Source organism: Actinophytocola sp. (assembly GCF_050699915.1).
Classification (GTDB): Bacteria; Actinomycetota; Actinomycetes; order Mycobacteriales; family Pseudonocardiaceae; genus Actinophytocola.
In genome coordinates this window covers 21235-33446 of the sequence record NZ_JBOHGA010000051.1, presented here as the reverse complement: position 1 = coordinate 33446, position 12212 = coordinate 21235, and the positions used below count along the sequence as shown (strand labels likewise).

General features: G+C 70.8%; 16 protein-coding genes and 1 pseudogene. 9 read left to right on the top strand and 8 right to left on the bottom strand.

Translation table 11 applies throughout. From position 1 onward, the window contains the following. Positions 1-339, bottom strand: a pseudogene (locus ACRDSK_RS12315) (3-phosphoshikimate 1-carboxyvinyltransferase); the annotation flags it as partial. Between the two features lie 81 nt (positions 340-420). Between ACRDSK_RS12315 and ACRDSK_RS12310 the strand changes: the two are divergent. From ACRDSK_RS12310 to ACRDSK_RS12290, 5 genes are all read left to right on the top strand, one after another. After that, on the top strand, positions 421-1170 hold the full coding sequence (locus ACRDSK_RS12310) for an SOS response-associated peptidase (RefSeq protein WP_431440510.1): 750 nt from the start codon (positions 421-423) through the stop codon (positions 1168-1170). A 10-nt stretch (positions 1171-1180) separates the two neighbouring features. Beyond that, complete coding sequence (locus ACRDSK_RS12305) at positions 1181-1792, top strand: alpha/beta hydrolase family protein (RefSeq protein WP_431440509.1); 612 nt, start codon at positions 1181-1183, stop codon at positions 1790-1792. A 104-nt stretch (positions 1793-1896) separates the two neighbouring features. Beyond that, entirely contained in the window at positions 1897-2538 is a 642-nt protein-coding gene (locus ACRDSK_RS12300; protein WP_431440514.1) for a sigma-70 family RNA polymerase sigma factor, read from the top strand. Beyond that, positions 2535-2825, top strand: coding sequence for a mycothiol system anti-sigma-R factor (gene rsrA / locus ACRDSK_RS12295; RefSeq protein ID WP_431440507.1), 291 nt, complete (start codon positions 2535-2537; stop codon positions 2823-2825). Before ACRDSK_RS12300 ends, rsrA begins: the two co-directional genes overlap by 4 nt. Positions 2826-2829: 4 nt before the next feature. Further along, on the top strand, positions 2830-4332 hold the full coding sequence (locus ACRDSK_RS12290; RefSeq protein WP_431440506.1) for a sensor histidine kinase: 1503 nt from the start codon (positions 2830-2832) through the stop codon (positions 4330-4332). 104 nt (positions 4333-4436) lie between these two features. Here ACRDSK_RS12290 and ACRDSK_RS12285 read toward each other — a convergent pair whose 3' ends face one another. Then, entirely contained in the window at positions 4437-4691 is a 255-nt protein-coding gene (locus ACRDSK_RS12285; RefSeq protein ID WP_431436294.1) for a WhiB family transcriptional regulator, read from the bottom strand. Positions 4692-4928: 237 nt separating this feature from the next. Beyond that, entirely contained in the window at positions 4929-5858 is a 930-nt protein-coding gene (locus ACRDSK_RS12280) for a diacylglycerol/lipid kinase family protein (protein ID WP_431440504.1), read from the bottom strand. 83 nt (positions 5859-5941) lie between these two features. Here ACRDSK_RS12280 and ACRDSK_RS12275 point away from each other — a divergent pair, with 83 nt between their 5' ends. Next, positions 5942-6355 carry a hypothetical protein gene (locus ACRDSK_RS12275; protein ID WP_431440503.1) on the top strand — a complete coding sequence of 138 codons (414 nt, stop codon included), beginning with the start codon at positions 5942-5944 and terminating at the stop codon, positions 6353-6355. A gap of 133 nt (positions 6356-6488) precedes the next feature. Continuing rightward, entirely contained in the window at positions 6489-7235 is a 747-nt protein-coding gene (locus tag ACRDSK_RS12270) for a S1 family peptidase (protein WP_431440501.1), read from the top strand. A gap of 65 nt (positions 7236-7300) precedes the next feature. Here ACRDSK_RS12270 and ACRDSK_RS12265 read toward each other — a convergent pair whose 3' ends face one another. After that, the gene (locus ACRDSK_RS12265) at positions 7301-8260 is read right to left on the bottom strand and encodes a methyltransferase (RefSeq protein ID WP_431440499.1); all 960 of its coding nucleotides are present in this window, start codon (positions 8258-8260) and stop codon (positions 7301-7303) included. Between the two features lie 199 nt (positions 8261-8459). On the opposite strand from ACRDSK_RS12265, the gene rox reads away from it, so the two are divergent. After that, positions 8460-9884: a rifampin monooxygenase gene (rox, locus tag ACRDSK_RS12260; protein WP_431440498.1), complete on the top strand. Its 1425-nt coding sequence runs from the start codon at positions 8460-8462 to the stop codon at positions 9882-9884. A 12-nt stretch (positions 9885-9896) separates the two neighbouring features. On the opposite strand, the gene ACRDSK_RS12255 is transcribed toward rox, so the two are convergent. Both ACRDSK_RS12255 and ACRDSK_RS12250 read right to left on the bottom strand, forming a co-directional pair. Further along, complete coding sequence (locus ACRDSK_RS12255; RefSeq protein WP_431440496.1) at positions 9897-10382, bottom strand: N-acetyltransferase family protein; 486 nt, start codon at positions 10380-10382, stop codon at positions 9897-9899. Further along, positions 10351-10983, bottom strand: a complete 633-nt coding sequence (locus ACRDSK_RS12250) for an acid phosphatase (RefSeq protein ID WP_431440495.1) — start codon at positions 10981-10983, stop codon at positions 10351-10353. The genes ACRDSK_RS12255 and ACRDSK_RS12250 overlap by 32 nt, the downstream gene beginning before the upstream one ends. 72 nt (positions 10984-11055) lie before the next feature. Here ACRDSK_RS12250 and ACRDSK_RS12245 point away from each other — a divergent pair, with 72 nt between their 5' ends. Then, positions 11056-11511 carry a hotdog fold domain-containing protein gene (locus tag ACRDSK_RS12245; protein ID WP_431440512.1) on the top strand — a complete coding sequence of 152 codons (456 nt, stop codon included), beginning with the start codon at positions 11056-11058 and terminating at the stop codon, positions 11509-11511. On the opposite strand, the gene ACRDSK_RS12240 is transcribed toward ACRDSK_RS12245, so the two are convergent. Beyond that, positions 11486-11821, bottom strand: coding sequence for a YnfA family protein (locus ACRDSK_RS12240; protein ID WP_431440493.1), 336 nt, complete (start codon positions 11819-11821; stop codon positions 11486-11488). The two genes, ACRDSK_RS12245 and ACRDSK_RS12240, sit on opposite strands and share 26 nt — an antisense overlap. Continuing rightward, on the bottom strand, positions 11818-12150 hold the full coding sequence (locus tag ACRDSK_RS12235) for a hypothetical protein (RefSeq protein ID WP_431440492.1): 333 nt from the start codon (positions 12148-12150) through the stop codon (positions 11818-11820). The genes ACRDSK_RS12240 and ACRDSK_RS12235 overlap by 4 nt, the downstream gene beginning before the upstream one ends. Positions 12151-12212 lie beyond the last annotated feature (62 nt).

Sequence of the window (12212 nt, the reverse complement as noted above, 5' to 3'; positions counted from 1 at the left end):
GATCTCGCCGGCAGCGAGCGCGGCGGCCGGCGGCACGAACCGCATCACCGTGCCGGCGAGCCCGCAGTCCACGTTCGCGGGCCCGGCCAGGCCGGCGTGCGGCTCGACGCGTACCCGGGCGCCGGCTCCGTCGTCACCGACGGTCATGGGCACGCCGAGCGCGCGCAGGGCGGCGACCATCAGGTCGGTGTCGCGGCTGCGCAGCGCGCCGGTCAGCGTGGCGCCGCGCTCGCTGAGCGCGGCCAGCAGCAAGGCCCGGTTCGTGATCGACTTCGAGCCCGGGACGGCCACGGTGGCGCGGACGGGCTCGGTCGCGACGGGTGCCTGCCACTGTGTCATGCGTCGATGATCCCGCATCCCGGCCTCGACGGTGCACACTGTCGGTGCCACATGCCACCATGCGTCGAGGAGGTGGTTGACGTGTGCGGGAGGTACGCCGCGGCGAAGGATCCGGCCACGCTGGCCGCGGAGTTCGACGCCCATGACGGGATCGAGGACCACGCGCCGCCGGCCGACCACAACGTCGCACCCACGAAGGACGTGGTCACGGTGGTGCAGCGGCATCCGCGCGACGAGGACGGCAACGCGGACGACAGCCGCACCGAGCGCAGCCTGCGGGTGATGCGCTGGGGCCTGATCCCGGCCTGGGCGAAGGACCGCTCGATCGGCGCTCGCATGATCAACGCACGTTCGGAGTCGGCCGCGACCTCGAACGCGTTCAAGACCTCGCTCGCCAAGCGGCGCTGCCTGCTGCCCGCGGACGGCTGGTTCGAGTGGAAGAAGGAGGGCGGCCACAAGCAGCCGTTCTTCATGACCCGCCCGGACGGCCACAGCCTCGCGATGGCCGGGCTGTGGACCGTGTGGCGGGATCCCAAGGAGAAGGACGGCCCGCCGGTGGTCAGCACGGCCGTGCTCACCACGGCGGCGCAGGGCCCGCTCGCCGAGATCCACGACCGGATGCCGCTGCTGATGGGTCCCGAGCACTGGGCCGCCTGGCTCGACCCGGACGTCGAGGACCCCGGTGACCTGCTGACGCCGTCGCTGGACCTGGTCGAGGCGCTCGAGCTGCGGCCGGTGTCGAGCAGGGTCAACAACGTCCGCAACAACGGACCGGAGCTGGTCGCCCGCGAGGAGCCGGTCACCGAGCTCGACGACCCGAAGCTGTTCTAGGACGCCCGCGATGACCGTCATGGAGATCGACACCCCGCACGGCCCGGCCCGGGCTGAGCTGCTGTGCGCGCCCGAGGGACGAGCCGGACTGCTGCTCGGGCACGGCGCGGGCGGCGGAGTCGGGGCGCCCGACCTGGTGGCCGCGTGCCAGGGCGCGCGGGCGGCGAACGTCGACGTCGCGCTGGTCGAGCAGCCCTACCGGGTCGCCGGCCGCCGGGCACCGGCCCCCGCGCACCAGCTGGACGCGGCCTGGCTCGCGGTGGCCGACCGGCTCTCCGACGAGTGGTTCCGCGACCTGCCGCTGGTGTTCGGCGGGCGCTCCTCCGGCGCGCGGGTGGCCTGCCGGACCTCGGACGACGGCGAGGCGGTCGGCGTGCTCTGCCTGGCGTTCCCCGTGCACCCGCCCGGCCGGCCGGAGAAGAGCCGAATGCCCGAGCTGGACGGCGTGACGGTGCCCACGCTGGTGGTCCAGGGGGAGAGCGACCCGTTCGGCATGCCGGGGGCGGCGCCGCACCGGGAGATCATGGTTCTGCCTGGTGACCACTCGCTCCGGCGAGAGGCCAAGACCCTGTCGCGCACGGTGGAGGAGTGGCTGGACCGCATCCTGCGGCCGCTCGACTAGGGAATGCGCGGGGCCTGGGGAACGTTCCGTCAAGCGTGTTGACCAAGACTCGACGGGTACCCTCACAGGTGTTCCATGCGTATCCGACGCTGGAACGGTTCCAACTGGAAGGGAGCACGGTGCCGAGCACCGACACCCACCCCGACGCGTCGGTCGAGACCGAGGAGCAGCGGGCCGAGCGGTTCGAGCGCGACGCCATGCCGTTGCTGGACCAGCTGTACTCGGCAGCCCTGCGGATGACCCGCAACCCGGCCGACGCCGAAGACCTGGTGCAGGAGACCTACCTCAAGGCCTATGCCGCGTTCGCGTCCTTCTCGAAGGGCACGAACCTCAAGGCGTGGCTGTACCGGATCCTCACCAACACCTACATCAACGGCTACCGCAAGCGGCAGCGCCAGCCGCTGCAGTCGCCGACCGAGGAGATCACCGACTGGCAGCTCGCCCAGGCCGAGAGTCACACGTCGTCCGGGCTGCGCTCGGCCGAGATCGAGGCGATGGACCGGCTGCCGGACAACGACGTCAAGGAAGCGCTGCAGCAGCTGCCGGAGGACTTCCGGCTGGCCGTGTACCTCGCCGACGTCGAGGGGTTCGCATACAAGGAGATCGCGGAGATCATGCACACGCCGATCGGCACGGTGATGTCTCGACTGCACCGTGGCCGCCGGCAGCTTCGTGACCTGCTGGCCGGGGTCGCGCGGGACCGGGGGTTCCTGCGCTCGACCGAGCAAGAGGTGACCGGATCGTGAGCTGCGGCAAACCACATGAGACCGACTGCTCGGAAGTGCTGGCGGAGGTCTGGCTCTTCCTCGATCACGAGTGCGACGTCGAGCGCCGACAGCTGCTCGAGAAGCACCTGGACGAGTGCAGTCCCTGCCTCGAGCAGTTCGGCATCGAGGAGCACCTGAAGGTGTTGCTCGCCCGCAAGTGCGGCGGCGAGCACGCGCCAGAGAGCCTCAAGCAGCGGCTGCGGGAGAAGATCAGGACGACGGTGATCGAGCAGACCACCGTGACCGTGCGGCGAGACGTGCCGTAGCGGCGTGTCCACACTCTCCGACCTGCTCGCCGAGCACACCAAGCTCTCCGGCGGGGAGGTCGACCACCTGCAGATGGTGGTCGCCGAATGGCAGCTGCTCTCCGACCTGTCCTTCGCCGACCTGCTCATGTGGGTGCCGATCGGGGAGCCGCCCACTCCCGCGTCGACCGATATCGAGTTCCTCTGTGTCGCGCAGGCCCGCGCCACGACCGCGCCGACCGCGCACCCGGAGGACGTCGTCGGCAGCACCGTCCAGTCGCCCGACCACCCGCAGCTGCGCCGGTCGATGGTCGAGCCGCGGCTCTGCCGCGAGGACGACCCGCGCTGGTACCACGGGGTGCCGGTGCGTCGCGAGGCGATCCCGGTGACCTACGACGACCGGGTCATCGCCGTGCTCTCGCGGGAGACCGACGTCGCGGTGCCGCGGGTGCCGAGCTCGCTGGAGATCGCGTACCTGGGGATCGCCGCGGATCTGTGCCAGATGGTGGTCGACGGCAGTTTCCCGACCTCGGAGCCGGCCGCGGACGTGCACACGAGTCCGCGGGTGGGCGACGGGCTGGTTCGGTTGGACAACACGGGCGCGGTGGTGTTCGCCTCGCCGAACGCGCAGTCGGCCTATCACCGGATGGGGCACCCCGCGGAGCTGGTCGGTGTGCGGCTGGCGCCGTTGACGCGCGGGTTGATCGCGGATCCCTTCGACGCCACCGAGATCGCGCAGCGCATTCTGGCAGCTTTGGACGGTCAGCCGAGCATGCGCGCGGAGGCGGAGTCCCATCGTGGGGCGGCGGTGTTGTTCCGCGCGCTGCCGCTGCGTCCCGGCGGGAAGGCGGCGGGCGCGCTGGTCCTGGTTCGTGACGTGACCGAGGTTCGTCGGCGCGACCGCGCGCTGATGTCCAAGGACGCGACGATCCGTGAGATCCACCACCGGGTAAAGAACAACCTGCAGACGGTGGCTGCGCTACTGCGCCTGCAGTCGCGGCGGACGGCCAGCGAGGAGGCGCGCGCGGCGCTGGGCGAGTCGGTGCGCCGCGTGGCGGCGATCGCGATGGTGCACGAGGCGCTGTCGACGTCGGTGGACGAGCGGGTGGACCTGAACTCGTTGGTGGACAAGGTGATTCCCGTCGTCGGCGACGTCGCGGTGGCGGAGAACCACGTGCGGGTGCGGCGGGTCGGCAAGTTCGGCGTCGTCGCGGCCGAGGTGGCCACGCCGCTGGTGATGGTGCTGACCGAGCTGGTGCAGAACGCCGTCGAGCACGCCTACCCGCCCGGAGTGTCGGGCGACGTGACCGTCTCGGCGGAACGCTCGGCCCGCTGGCTGGACGTCATCGTGGCCGACGACGGTCGTGGGCTGCCGAAGGGCTTCTCCCTGGAGCGGTCCAACGGACTGGGGCTACAGATCGTGCGCACACTGGTGGAGTCCGAACTGCGCGGCTCACTGTCGATGCACCGCCGAGACCGCGGCGGCACCGAGGCCGTGCTCCGCGTCCCGCTCTCCCACCGCCGCTGACCGTCCACACCCCTGCGCCGACGGTTCCGTTGAGGTGCAAGGAAACCCGAGACGCACGAAGGCCCGGTTCCCCAAGGGAACCGGGCCTTGTGACGTCTACGAAGTCAGGCGTTGCTGCTCGTCCGCGTGCGAGCGGTACGCCGCTTCAGGGCGCGACGCTCGTCCTCGCTCATCCCGCCCCACACACCTGCGTCCTGACCGCTCTGGAGCGCCCAGGTCAGGCAGTTGGAAGCGACGGTGCAGCGGTGGCAAACGGCTTTCGCCTGGGCAACCTGCAATATGGCCGGACCGCTGGTCCCCACGGGGAAGAACAGCTCAGGGTCCTCGTCACGGCAGGCCGCGCGGTGGCGCCAGTCCATTTCTACTTGCTCCTCGCTCGGGCACGTTCCTACGCGCCTCTGTCGTCATCCGGTCTGTTTGGGTGCTTGTGAATGCTTTCACGAACCAGCCATATGTCAAGGGTCCTTCATCAACCCGCACACCAACTCACCCGAAAGATCGACGTCAGAGGCTTGCTGCTACGTTTCGTAACAATCAGATCACAGCTGCATCTCGTGGCCTCAAGGTGAATCAGCGACGTTTCGGGCCCTGAAGGACTACCCAACGACCGCGAGTGCATGCCGGACGGACGTGATTTGCACGCACGTCCGCCTCCCGATGAGGTCGCCATCGCACTGGACTCGGATCGGCTCGGGGCTGGTGATCGTCAGGCCGGGGACGTCGTCACGGCGGAAGAGGCTGCCGCCGCGTTGCTCACCCTTCCGACTGATCGCCTGACCGAGGTGGCGCAGCACCGTCGGTAGACGCAACGTGCGCAACGCGAACACACCGAGGTCCGTGTCGAACGCACATCGGCGGTTGAGGTGGATCGCCCGCGTCCCCAGATAGGTCCACGGGTCCGTGTTGGACACGAACACCAGCCGCAGTCCGGAAACCGGCTCCTCGCCGGGAATCTCGACCGAGAGCCGGGGTCGGCGCGCCGGGCGCAGGTACTCCGTCACCGCGATCCGCGTGTAGAGCGCCGGACTCGCCTTCTTGCCGCGCTTGCGGTCCACCTCCGCGACGACGTCCGCGTCCCAGCCGACACCCGCGCTGAACGTGAACCACCGCGCGGCCTCAGGCCCGTTCGAGTCGACCCGGCCGAGGTTGACCATGCGGTGACGCTGGTCCTGCAGCGCGTGCAGCAGCTGGTGTGTCGCGTCCACGGGGTCGCGGGGCAGGCCGAGCGCACGCGCGAAGACGTTCGCCGAGCCGCCCGGCACGATGCCCAGCATCGGCAGCGTGTCCCGCGGCCCGCTCGCCAGCAGGCCGTTGACCACCTCGTTCACCGTGCCGTCGCCACCATGCGCGACGACCAGGTCCGCGCCGTCCACCGCCGCCTGCGCCGCGGCGGCCATCGCGTGCCCCCGGTAGTCGGTCTCGACGACGTCCAGCTTGACCTCGCTGGCCAGCGCGTGCGCGAGCACGTCCCGGCCGGCCGCCGTGGTCGCGGTCGCCTTGGGGTTGACCACCAGGACTGCGCGCATGAAAGCAGCGTAGGCGAGTTCGGCCCGGCCGGCGGACTACGATCCGGTCGTACCCGCCCCGACCTGCAGACGAAGGACCCAGCGTGCGCATCGACTCAGCCGCCCCGTCGACCATCCGCGGCGCCGGCTTGCTGGTCGGCCTGCAGGGGTTGGCCGGCGTCGCGTTCGCGGTGGCGCTGCTCGTGCGGGCGTTCGGCGGCGCGTCCTCGGCCGGCAACAACGTCTACGGGCAGGCCGGCTACTTCGTGGTGCTCGGCGGCGGCGTGGTCGCCGTCGGCGTCGCGCTCTTGCTCGGCAAGCACTGGGCCCGCAGCCCGGCGGTCGTCGTGGAGCTGCTGTTGCTCGGTGTCGCTTGGTATGCGGGTGGCCCGTCCGGGCGTCCCGAGATCGGGGTACCGGTCGGCGTGCTGAGCATCGTCGTCCTGTACCTGCTCTTCACTGTTCGCTCCCGTGAATGGTCGCTGGGCCTGGACGAACGCGACGCCGACAAAAGCTGATCAAACCGGGCGTTGAGGTCGAAACCTCATTCCCGACTAACGGCGGGTAGTGGATCACCCTCGGACGAGTGACCCTGTTGGGGTTCCCTTTTCCCTGCTCGCGGCGAGCGGCCGCGGTACGAGGTGGTTAGCAATGCGTCTTGTTCGTGTCGGGGCGGCTCTGGTGGGTGCGGCTGCGGTCGTGCTCGGCATCACGATGGCGACCGGCGGCGCCTCCGCCGACCAGTCGTCGGAGAAGGGCCAGATCGAGCCGAAGATCATTGACGGCCGGTTCGCGGACAACGCTCCGTGGGCGGCACGCCTGTTCGTGGACGGCCAGGAGAACTGCTCGGCGACGATCATCGCGCCGACCTGGATCCTGACCGCCGAGCACTGCGTCGCCGGTGCCGGCACCTATACCTTCAACATCGGCAGCCTGGACCAGACCCAGGGTGAGAGCGCCACCGGCGTGAATATCCACACCAACCCGGAGGCCGACATCGCGCTGGTCGAGCTCGACCACGCGGTGACCGCGACCTACTCGCCGCTCGGCACCGCCGACGCGGTGGCCGTGGGCCAGACCGTGCAGGTGTACGGCTGGGGTGCGACCTGCACCGACCAGCCCGAGATCAACTGCCAGTCGCAGATGCTGAAGGTCGCCGACGTCGGCGTCAGCGACGTGGCGTGCTCGGACTACCGCGGCGGCACCGCGGTCTGCGCCAACCGGATCGACGGCATCACGGCCGGCGGCGACTCCGGCGGCCCGATGTTCGCCACCAGCCCGGTGGACGGTTCCTACGTCCAGGTCGGCGTGGCCTCCACGAGTGACCGGCAGACGTTCACCGCGTACACGAACATCACGCAGTACCGCGACTGGATCTCCAGCATCTCGGGCGTCTGACCGCAAGCCAACCCGAACGCCGCGTCCGGTATCCCGGGCGCGGCGTTCTTCTGTCCGGTTCCGGCTCAGCTGAGCCGGAACTCGAGCAGGCAGCGCTGTTCGGTCACCTCGGTCACCGAGTCGAGGACCAGGCCGTGCGGCGAGCCGAGCGCGCGGAACTCGTCGATCCGGCGCTCGCGGCCGCCGAAGATCACGAGCATGGCCAGGTTGGACTCGCTCCGCGCCCGCATCCCGCCGACCGACTCGATGACCAGCACGCGCCCGGCCGGGCGGGCGGCCTCGACGCAGCGGCTCAGGATTCGGTGGGCCTGCTCGTCGTCCCAGTCGTGGAGGATGTCGACCAGCAGGTAGGCGTCCGCGCCCGCCGGGAGCGGGTCGAAGAAGCTCCCCGCCGTCACCCGCGTCCGGTCGTCCAGCGAGTGCGCGGCGAAGGTGTCGCGGGCCCCGGCGGCGGTCGGTTCGAGGTCGACCAGGTGGCCGCGCACCCGAGGATGGGCGGTCAGGATCGCGGCGAGCAGGTCGCCTCGGCCCCCGCCGACGTCGACGATCGCGGCGAATCGGGACCAGTCGAAGCCGGCGACGAGCCGCGGGATCTCCTCCTGGAACCGGTGCGACATCTGCCGGTCGAACGACTCGCGCAGGCGCGGGCTCTCCGCCAGGTCGGCCCAGAAGTCCTGCCCGTAGCGGTGCGGGTAGGCGGCTCGGCCGGTGCTGATGCTGTGCGCGAGCTCGACGAACGCCAGCTCGGCGCGGCCGCCGGCGGCGTCCAGCCGCAGCAGGTTGTTCAGTCCGTTGCCGGCCTCGACAATGAGGTTCGCGCCGAACGCGCTCGTCCGGTAACCGGTGGCGGTGGGCTCGACGATCTCGAGGGTCGCCAGGTGGCCCAGTAGGAGCTCGAGCGCGCCCGGGGCGACCTCGAGCTCGGTCGCGAGATCGTCGATGGAGGCGCCCGCATCGAGTAGTCGGTCCGGCAGGCCCAGGGTCACCGCCACCCGCAGCGCCATCGGCGTGGCCAGCCCGGCCATGCGACGGATCCTGTCCGTGTCGCTGTCGTACCAACCCACGACGAGTCACGGTGTCCTGAGTATCAAGGGGAATGGCGGAATGAGGAGTACAACTCCTTCCACTTTCAACTTATAGCGCACCGGGGGGCTTGCGGCAAGACCCCGGTTGTGCCGCAGAATCGCCGGCATTCGAAATTCGAGTTATTCAAACGGGGGTTTTGTGATCGACGTGATCATTGCCGGCGGTGGACCGACCGGCGTGATGTTGGCCGGCGAGCTGCGGCTGCACGGCGTGCGGGTGGTCGTGCTCGAGAAGGAGCCGGAGCCGACGAAGGCCGTCCGCGCGCTCGGCCTGCACGCACGCAGCCTCGAGGTGATGGAGCAGCGGGGTCTGCTGGAGCGGTTCTTCGCCAACGGCAAGCAGTACCCGGTCGCGAGTCACTTCGCCGGCATCGCGAAGCCGCGGCAGCTCCGGCTGGACACCGCGCATCCCTACACCCTCGGCATCCCGCAGCCCACCACCGAGCGGCTGCTGACCGAGCACGCCGTCGAGCTCGGCGTCGAGATCCGGCGCGGCTGCGAACTGGTCGGGTTGAGCCAGGACGACGACGGCGTCACCGCCGAGCTGGCCGACGGCACCCAGCTGCGCTCGCGCTACCTCGTCGGCTGCGACGGCGGACGCAGCACGGTACGCAAGCGGCTCGGCGTCGGCTTCCCCGGCGAGCCGCCCAATACCGAGTGGCTGACGGGCGAGATGGAGGTGACCACTCCGGCCGAGGAGCTGACCGCCATCGTGGCCGAGATCCGCAAGACCGATCTGCGGTTCGGCGTCGGGCCGTCCGGAGACGGGCTGTACCGCGCCGTCGTGCCAACCGCGGAGGCGGTCGAGGACCGCACGGTCCCGCCGACCCTGGACGAGGTGCGCCAGCAGCTGCGGGCGTTCGCCGGTACCGACTTCGGCGTGCACTCACCGCGCTGGCTGTCCCGCTTCACCGACGCCACCCGGCTGGCCGAGCGGTACCGGGTCGGCCGGGTGCTGCTGGCGGGCGACGCGGCGCACGTCCACCCGCCACTCGGCGGGCAGGGCCTCAACCTCGGCGTCCAGGACGCGTTCAACCTCGGCTGGAAGCTGGCCGCGGCGGTCGGCGGCTGGGCTCCGGAGGGGCTGCTGGACAGCTACTTCGCCGAACGGCATCCGGTGGCCGCCGACGTGCTGGACAACACCCGCGCGCAGAGCGTGCTGCTGTCCGTCGAGCCGGGTCCGCAGTCGGTGCGCCGGCTGGTGTCGGAGCTGATGGACTTCGAGGAGGTGCACCGGTACCTGATCGAGAAGATCACCGGCATCGGCATCCGCTACGACTTCGGCGTGGGGCACGAGCTGCTCGGCCGGCGGCTGCGGGACATCGGGCTGAAGCAGGGGCGGCTCTACGCGCTGATGCACGCGGGCCGCGGGCTGCTGCTCGACCAGACCGGCCGGCTTTCCGTTGCGGGGTGGGCGGATCGGGTCGACCACGTCGCCGACGTCAGCGAGGAGCTGGACGTGCCGGCGGTACTGCTGCGGCCGGACGGCTACGTGGCGTGGGTCGGTGAGGACCAGCAGGCCCTGCTCGACCACCTGCCGAGGTGGTTCGGCGCCGCCGCTTAGGCCCGGGCCCGCTCAGTCGTTCGCGGCCAGTCGGTTCAGTGCGTCCCCGGTGAGCCGGTACACGGTCCACTCGTCCATCGGGATCGCGTCGAGTGCCTCGTAGAAGCCGATGGCCGGGGTGTTCCAGTTCAGGACCCACCATTCCAGCCGCGCGTAGTCCTGTGCGACGCATTCTTCGGCGAGTGCGGTCAGCAGCGCCTTGCCCAGGCCGCCGCCGCGTGCGGCCGGCTGGACGTAGAGGTCCTCCAGGTAGATGCCGTGTGTGCCGTGCCAGGTGGAGAAGTTCTTGAACCACAGCGCACAGCCGACCACCTGATCGTTCAGCTCGGCGACGTGGGCGAACAGTGCCGGCGACTCGCCGAACAGGGCGCCGCGCAGCTGGTCGGCGGTGAGGTGGCACTGGTCCGGGGTGCGCTCGTACTCCGCGAGCTCGTACACCAGGCCGACCATCGCGTCCACATCGGACTCACGAGCCCTTCGTACCCGCGGACCCGGCATCGCCGCCCTCCCAGTCCAGTACCGGCGGCACGTTCAGCCGCTTGACCTGTGGCGTGCCGCGTTCGTCGCCGAGGACCGAGACGGCGGCCGCTTCGAGTCCGAAGTGGACGCCTGACTCCGGTCCGAGGCTCAGCCAGGTCGCCACCAGGACGCGGCTGAAGTGCCCGTGCCCCACCAGGATGACGTCGCCGTCCGACAACGCGGCGCGCACGCGCTCCAGCACTCGGGTGGCACGGGCGGCGACCTGCGCCGCCGTCTCGCCGCCGGGGCACGGATGCGTCCACACTGTCCAGCCGGGCACGGTCTCCCGGATCTGCGGCGTGGTCAGGCCCTCGTACTCGCCGTAGTCCCACTCGGCCAGGTCCTCGGTGACCAGTCCGACGGACAGGCCGGCGAGCTCGGCGGTGCGCAGCGCCCGGGTGCGCGGACTCGAGGCGACCAGCGCGGGCTGCTCGCCGCCGCGCATGGTGCCCAGCAGGCGACCCGCGTCGCCGGCGCGGCGCGCGCCGGTCGGGGTCAGCGAGAGGTCGGTCCGGCTCGTGTGCCTGCCCGAGCGCGACCACTCGGTCTCGCCGTGCCGCAACAGGTACAGCGCGGTCATCTGGTCCTCCCGCCGCCGGTGGTCAGCGATGTTACTGACTGGTAGCTTAGTGCCGTGACGAACACTTTGGCGATGTGGCGACGGCTGGCCGACCGGCCGCTCGGCAAGCGGCTGTTCTCGGCGGCCGTGATGGCCCGCGCGCCGTACTTCGGCACGATCCTGCCGACCGTCGAGACGATGGTGCCCGGCCGCTGCGAGGTGCGCGCGCCGAAATGGTGGGGCGTGCACAACCACATCGGGACGTTCCACGCGATCGCGGCCTGCAACCTCGCGGAGATCGCGATGGGCATGCTCGCCGAGGCGACCGTGCCGCCGAGCCACCGCTGGATCCCGAAGGGCATGACCGTCTCCTACCTGGCGAAGGCGAAGTCCGGCCTGCGTGCCACGGCGTCGCTCGTCGAGCTCCCGGAGTTCGGCGACGAGCCGTTCGAGCTGACCGTGCCGGTGGCCATTCGCGACCGCGCGGACGCCGAGGTCGTGCACGCGGACATCACCATCTGGATCACGAGGCACGTGGCGCGTACATGATCACCGCGACGCCGGCGAGGCAGATGGCGGCGCCGAGGTAGTCCCAGCGGTCCGGGCGGAACTTGTCGACCACGACGCCCCAGGCCAGCGAGGCGGCGACGAACACGCCGCCGTACGCTGCGAGGATGCGGCCGAAGTGCGCCTCGGGCTGGAAGGTGGCGACGAAGCCGTAGGCGCCGAGCGCGAGCACGCCGGCGGCGATCCACCACAGGCCGCGGTCCTCGCGCCAGCCCTGCCAGACGAGCCAGGCCCCGCCGATCTCCGCGAGCGCCGCGAGGGCGAACAGCAGGAGCGAGCGGACGACGGTCATGCGCTGGTCAACGTGGCCCGCTCAGCCAGCGCGTCGAGCACCTCGACGTGCCCCGGCTCAACGGCGATGCCCAGCTCGAGCCGGCCCGCGCCGGCGGTCAGCGTGAAGGTGAAGAAGGAGCAGCAGGCCGTCTCCCGGGCGGCGAGCCCGGCCGCGGTCGCGGCGACGTCCGGGGTGGGTTCGAGCCGGAGCGTGAGCCGACCCGGCTCGGGCCGCTCGACGCCGCGGACCGAGGTGGCGAAGAGGTCGTCGAACTCCGCGACGCGCAGCGGCTGCTCGGCGGTGGGCAGGGTGCAGGCGGACGGCGGCACCCAGGGCAGGTCGGCCATGACCTCACGGTAATCCCGTACCGGGGTACCGGAAACGACGCCGCCAGCATGTGGGACGTGCG

What these genes read in the sequence shown, in the direction of transcription:
- ACRDSK_RS12270 (WP_431440501.1), top strand. Translation starts at nt 6,489, where the DNA reads ATGCGTCTTGTTCGTGTCGGGGCGGCTCTGGTGGGTGCGGCTGCGGTC.
- ACRDSK_RS12285 (WP_431436294.1), bottom strand. Translation starts at nt 4,691, where the DNA reads ATGGACTGGCGCCACCGCGCGGCCTGCCGTGACGAGGACCCTGAGCTG.
- ACRDSK_RS12265 (WP_431440499.1), bottom strand. Translation starts at nt 8,260, where the DNA reads ATGGCCGGGCTGGCCACGCCGATGGCGCTGCGGGTGGCGGTGACCCTG.
- ACRDSK_RS12240 (WP_431440493.1), bottom strand. Translation starts at nt 11,821, where the DNA reads ATGACCGTCGTCCGCTCGCTCCTGCTGTTCGCCCTCGCGGCGCTCGCG.
- ACRDSK_RS12255 (WP_431440496.1), bottom strand. Translation starts at nt 10,382, where the DNA reads ATGCCGGGTCCGCGGGTACGAAGGGCTCGTGAGTCCGATGTGGACGCG.
- ACRDSK_RS12250 (WP_431440495.1), bottom strand. Translation starts at nt 10,983, where the DNA reads ATGACCGCGCTGTACCTGTTGCGGCACGGCGAGACCGAGTGGTCGCGC.
- ACRDSK_RS12305 (WP_431440509.1), top strand. Translation starts at nt 1,181, where the DNA reads ATGACCGTCATGGAGATCGACACCCCGCACGGCCCGGCCCGGGCTGAG.
- ACRDSK_RS12235 (WP_431440492.1), bottom strand. Translation starts at nt 12,150, where the DNA reads ATGGCCGACCTGCCCTGGGTGCCGCCGTCCGCCTGCACCCTGCCCACC.
- ACRDSK_RS12280 (WP_431440504.1), bottom strand. Translation starts at nt 5,858, where the DNA reads ATGCGCGCAGTCCTGGTGGTCAACCCCAAGGCGACCGCGACCACGGCG.
- ACRDSK_RS12245 (WP_431440512.1), top strand. Translation starts at nt 11,056, where the DNA reads ATGTGGCGACGGCTGGCCGACCGGCCGCTCGGCAAGCGGCTGTTCTCG.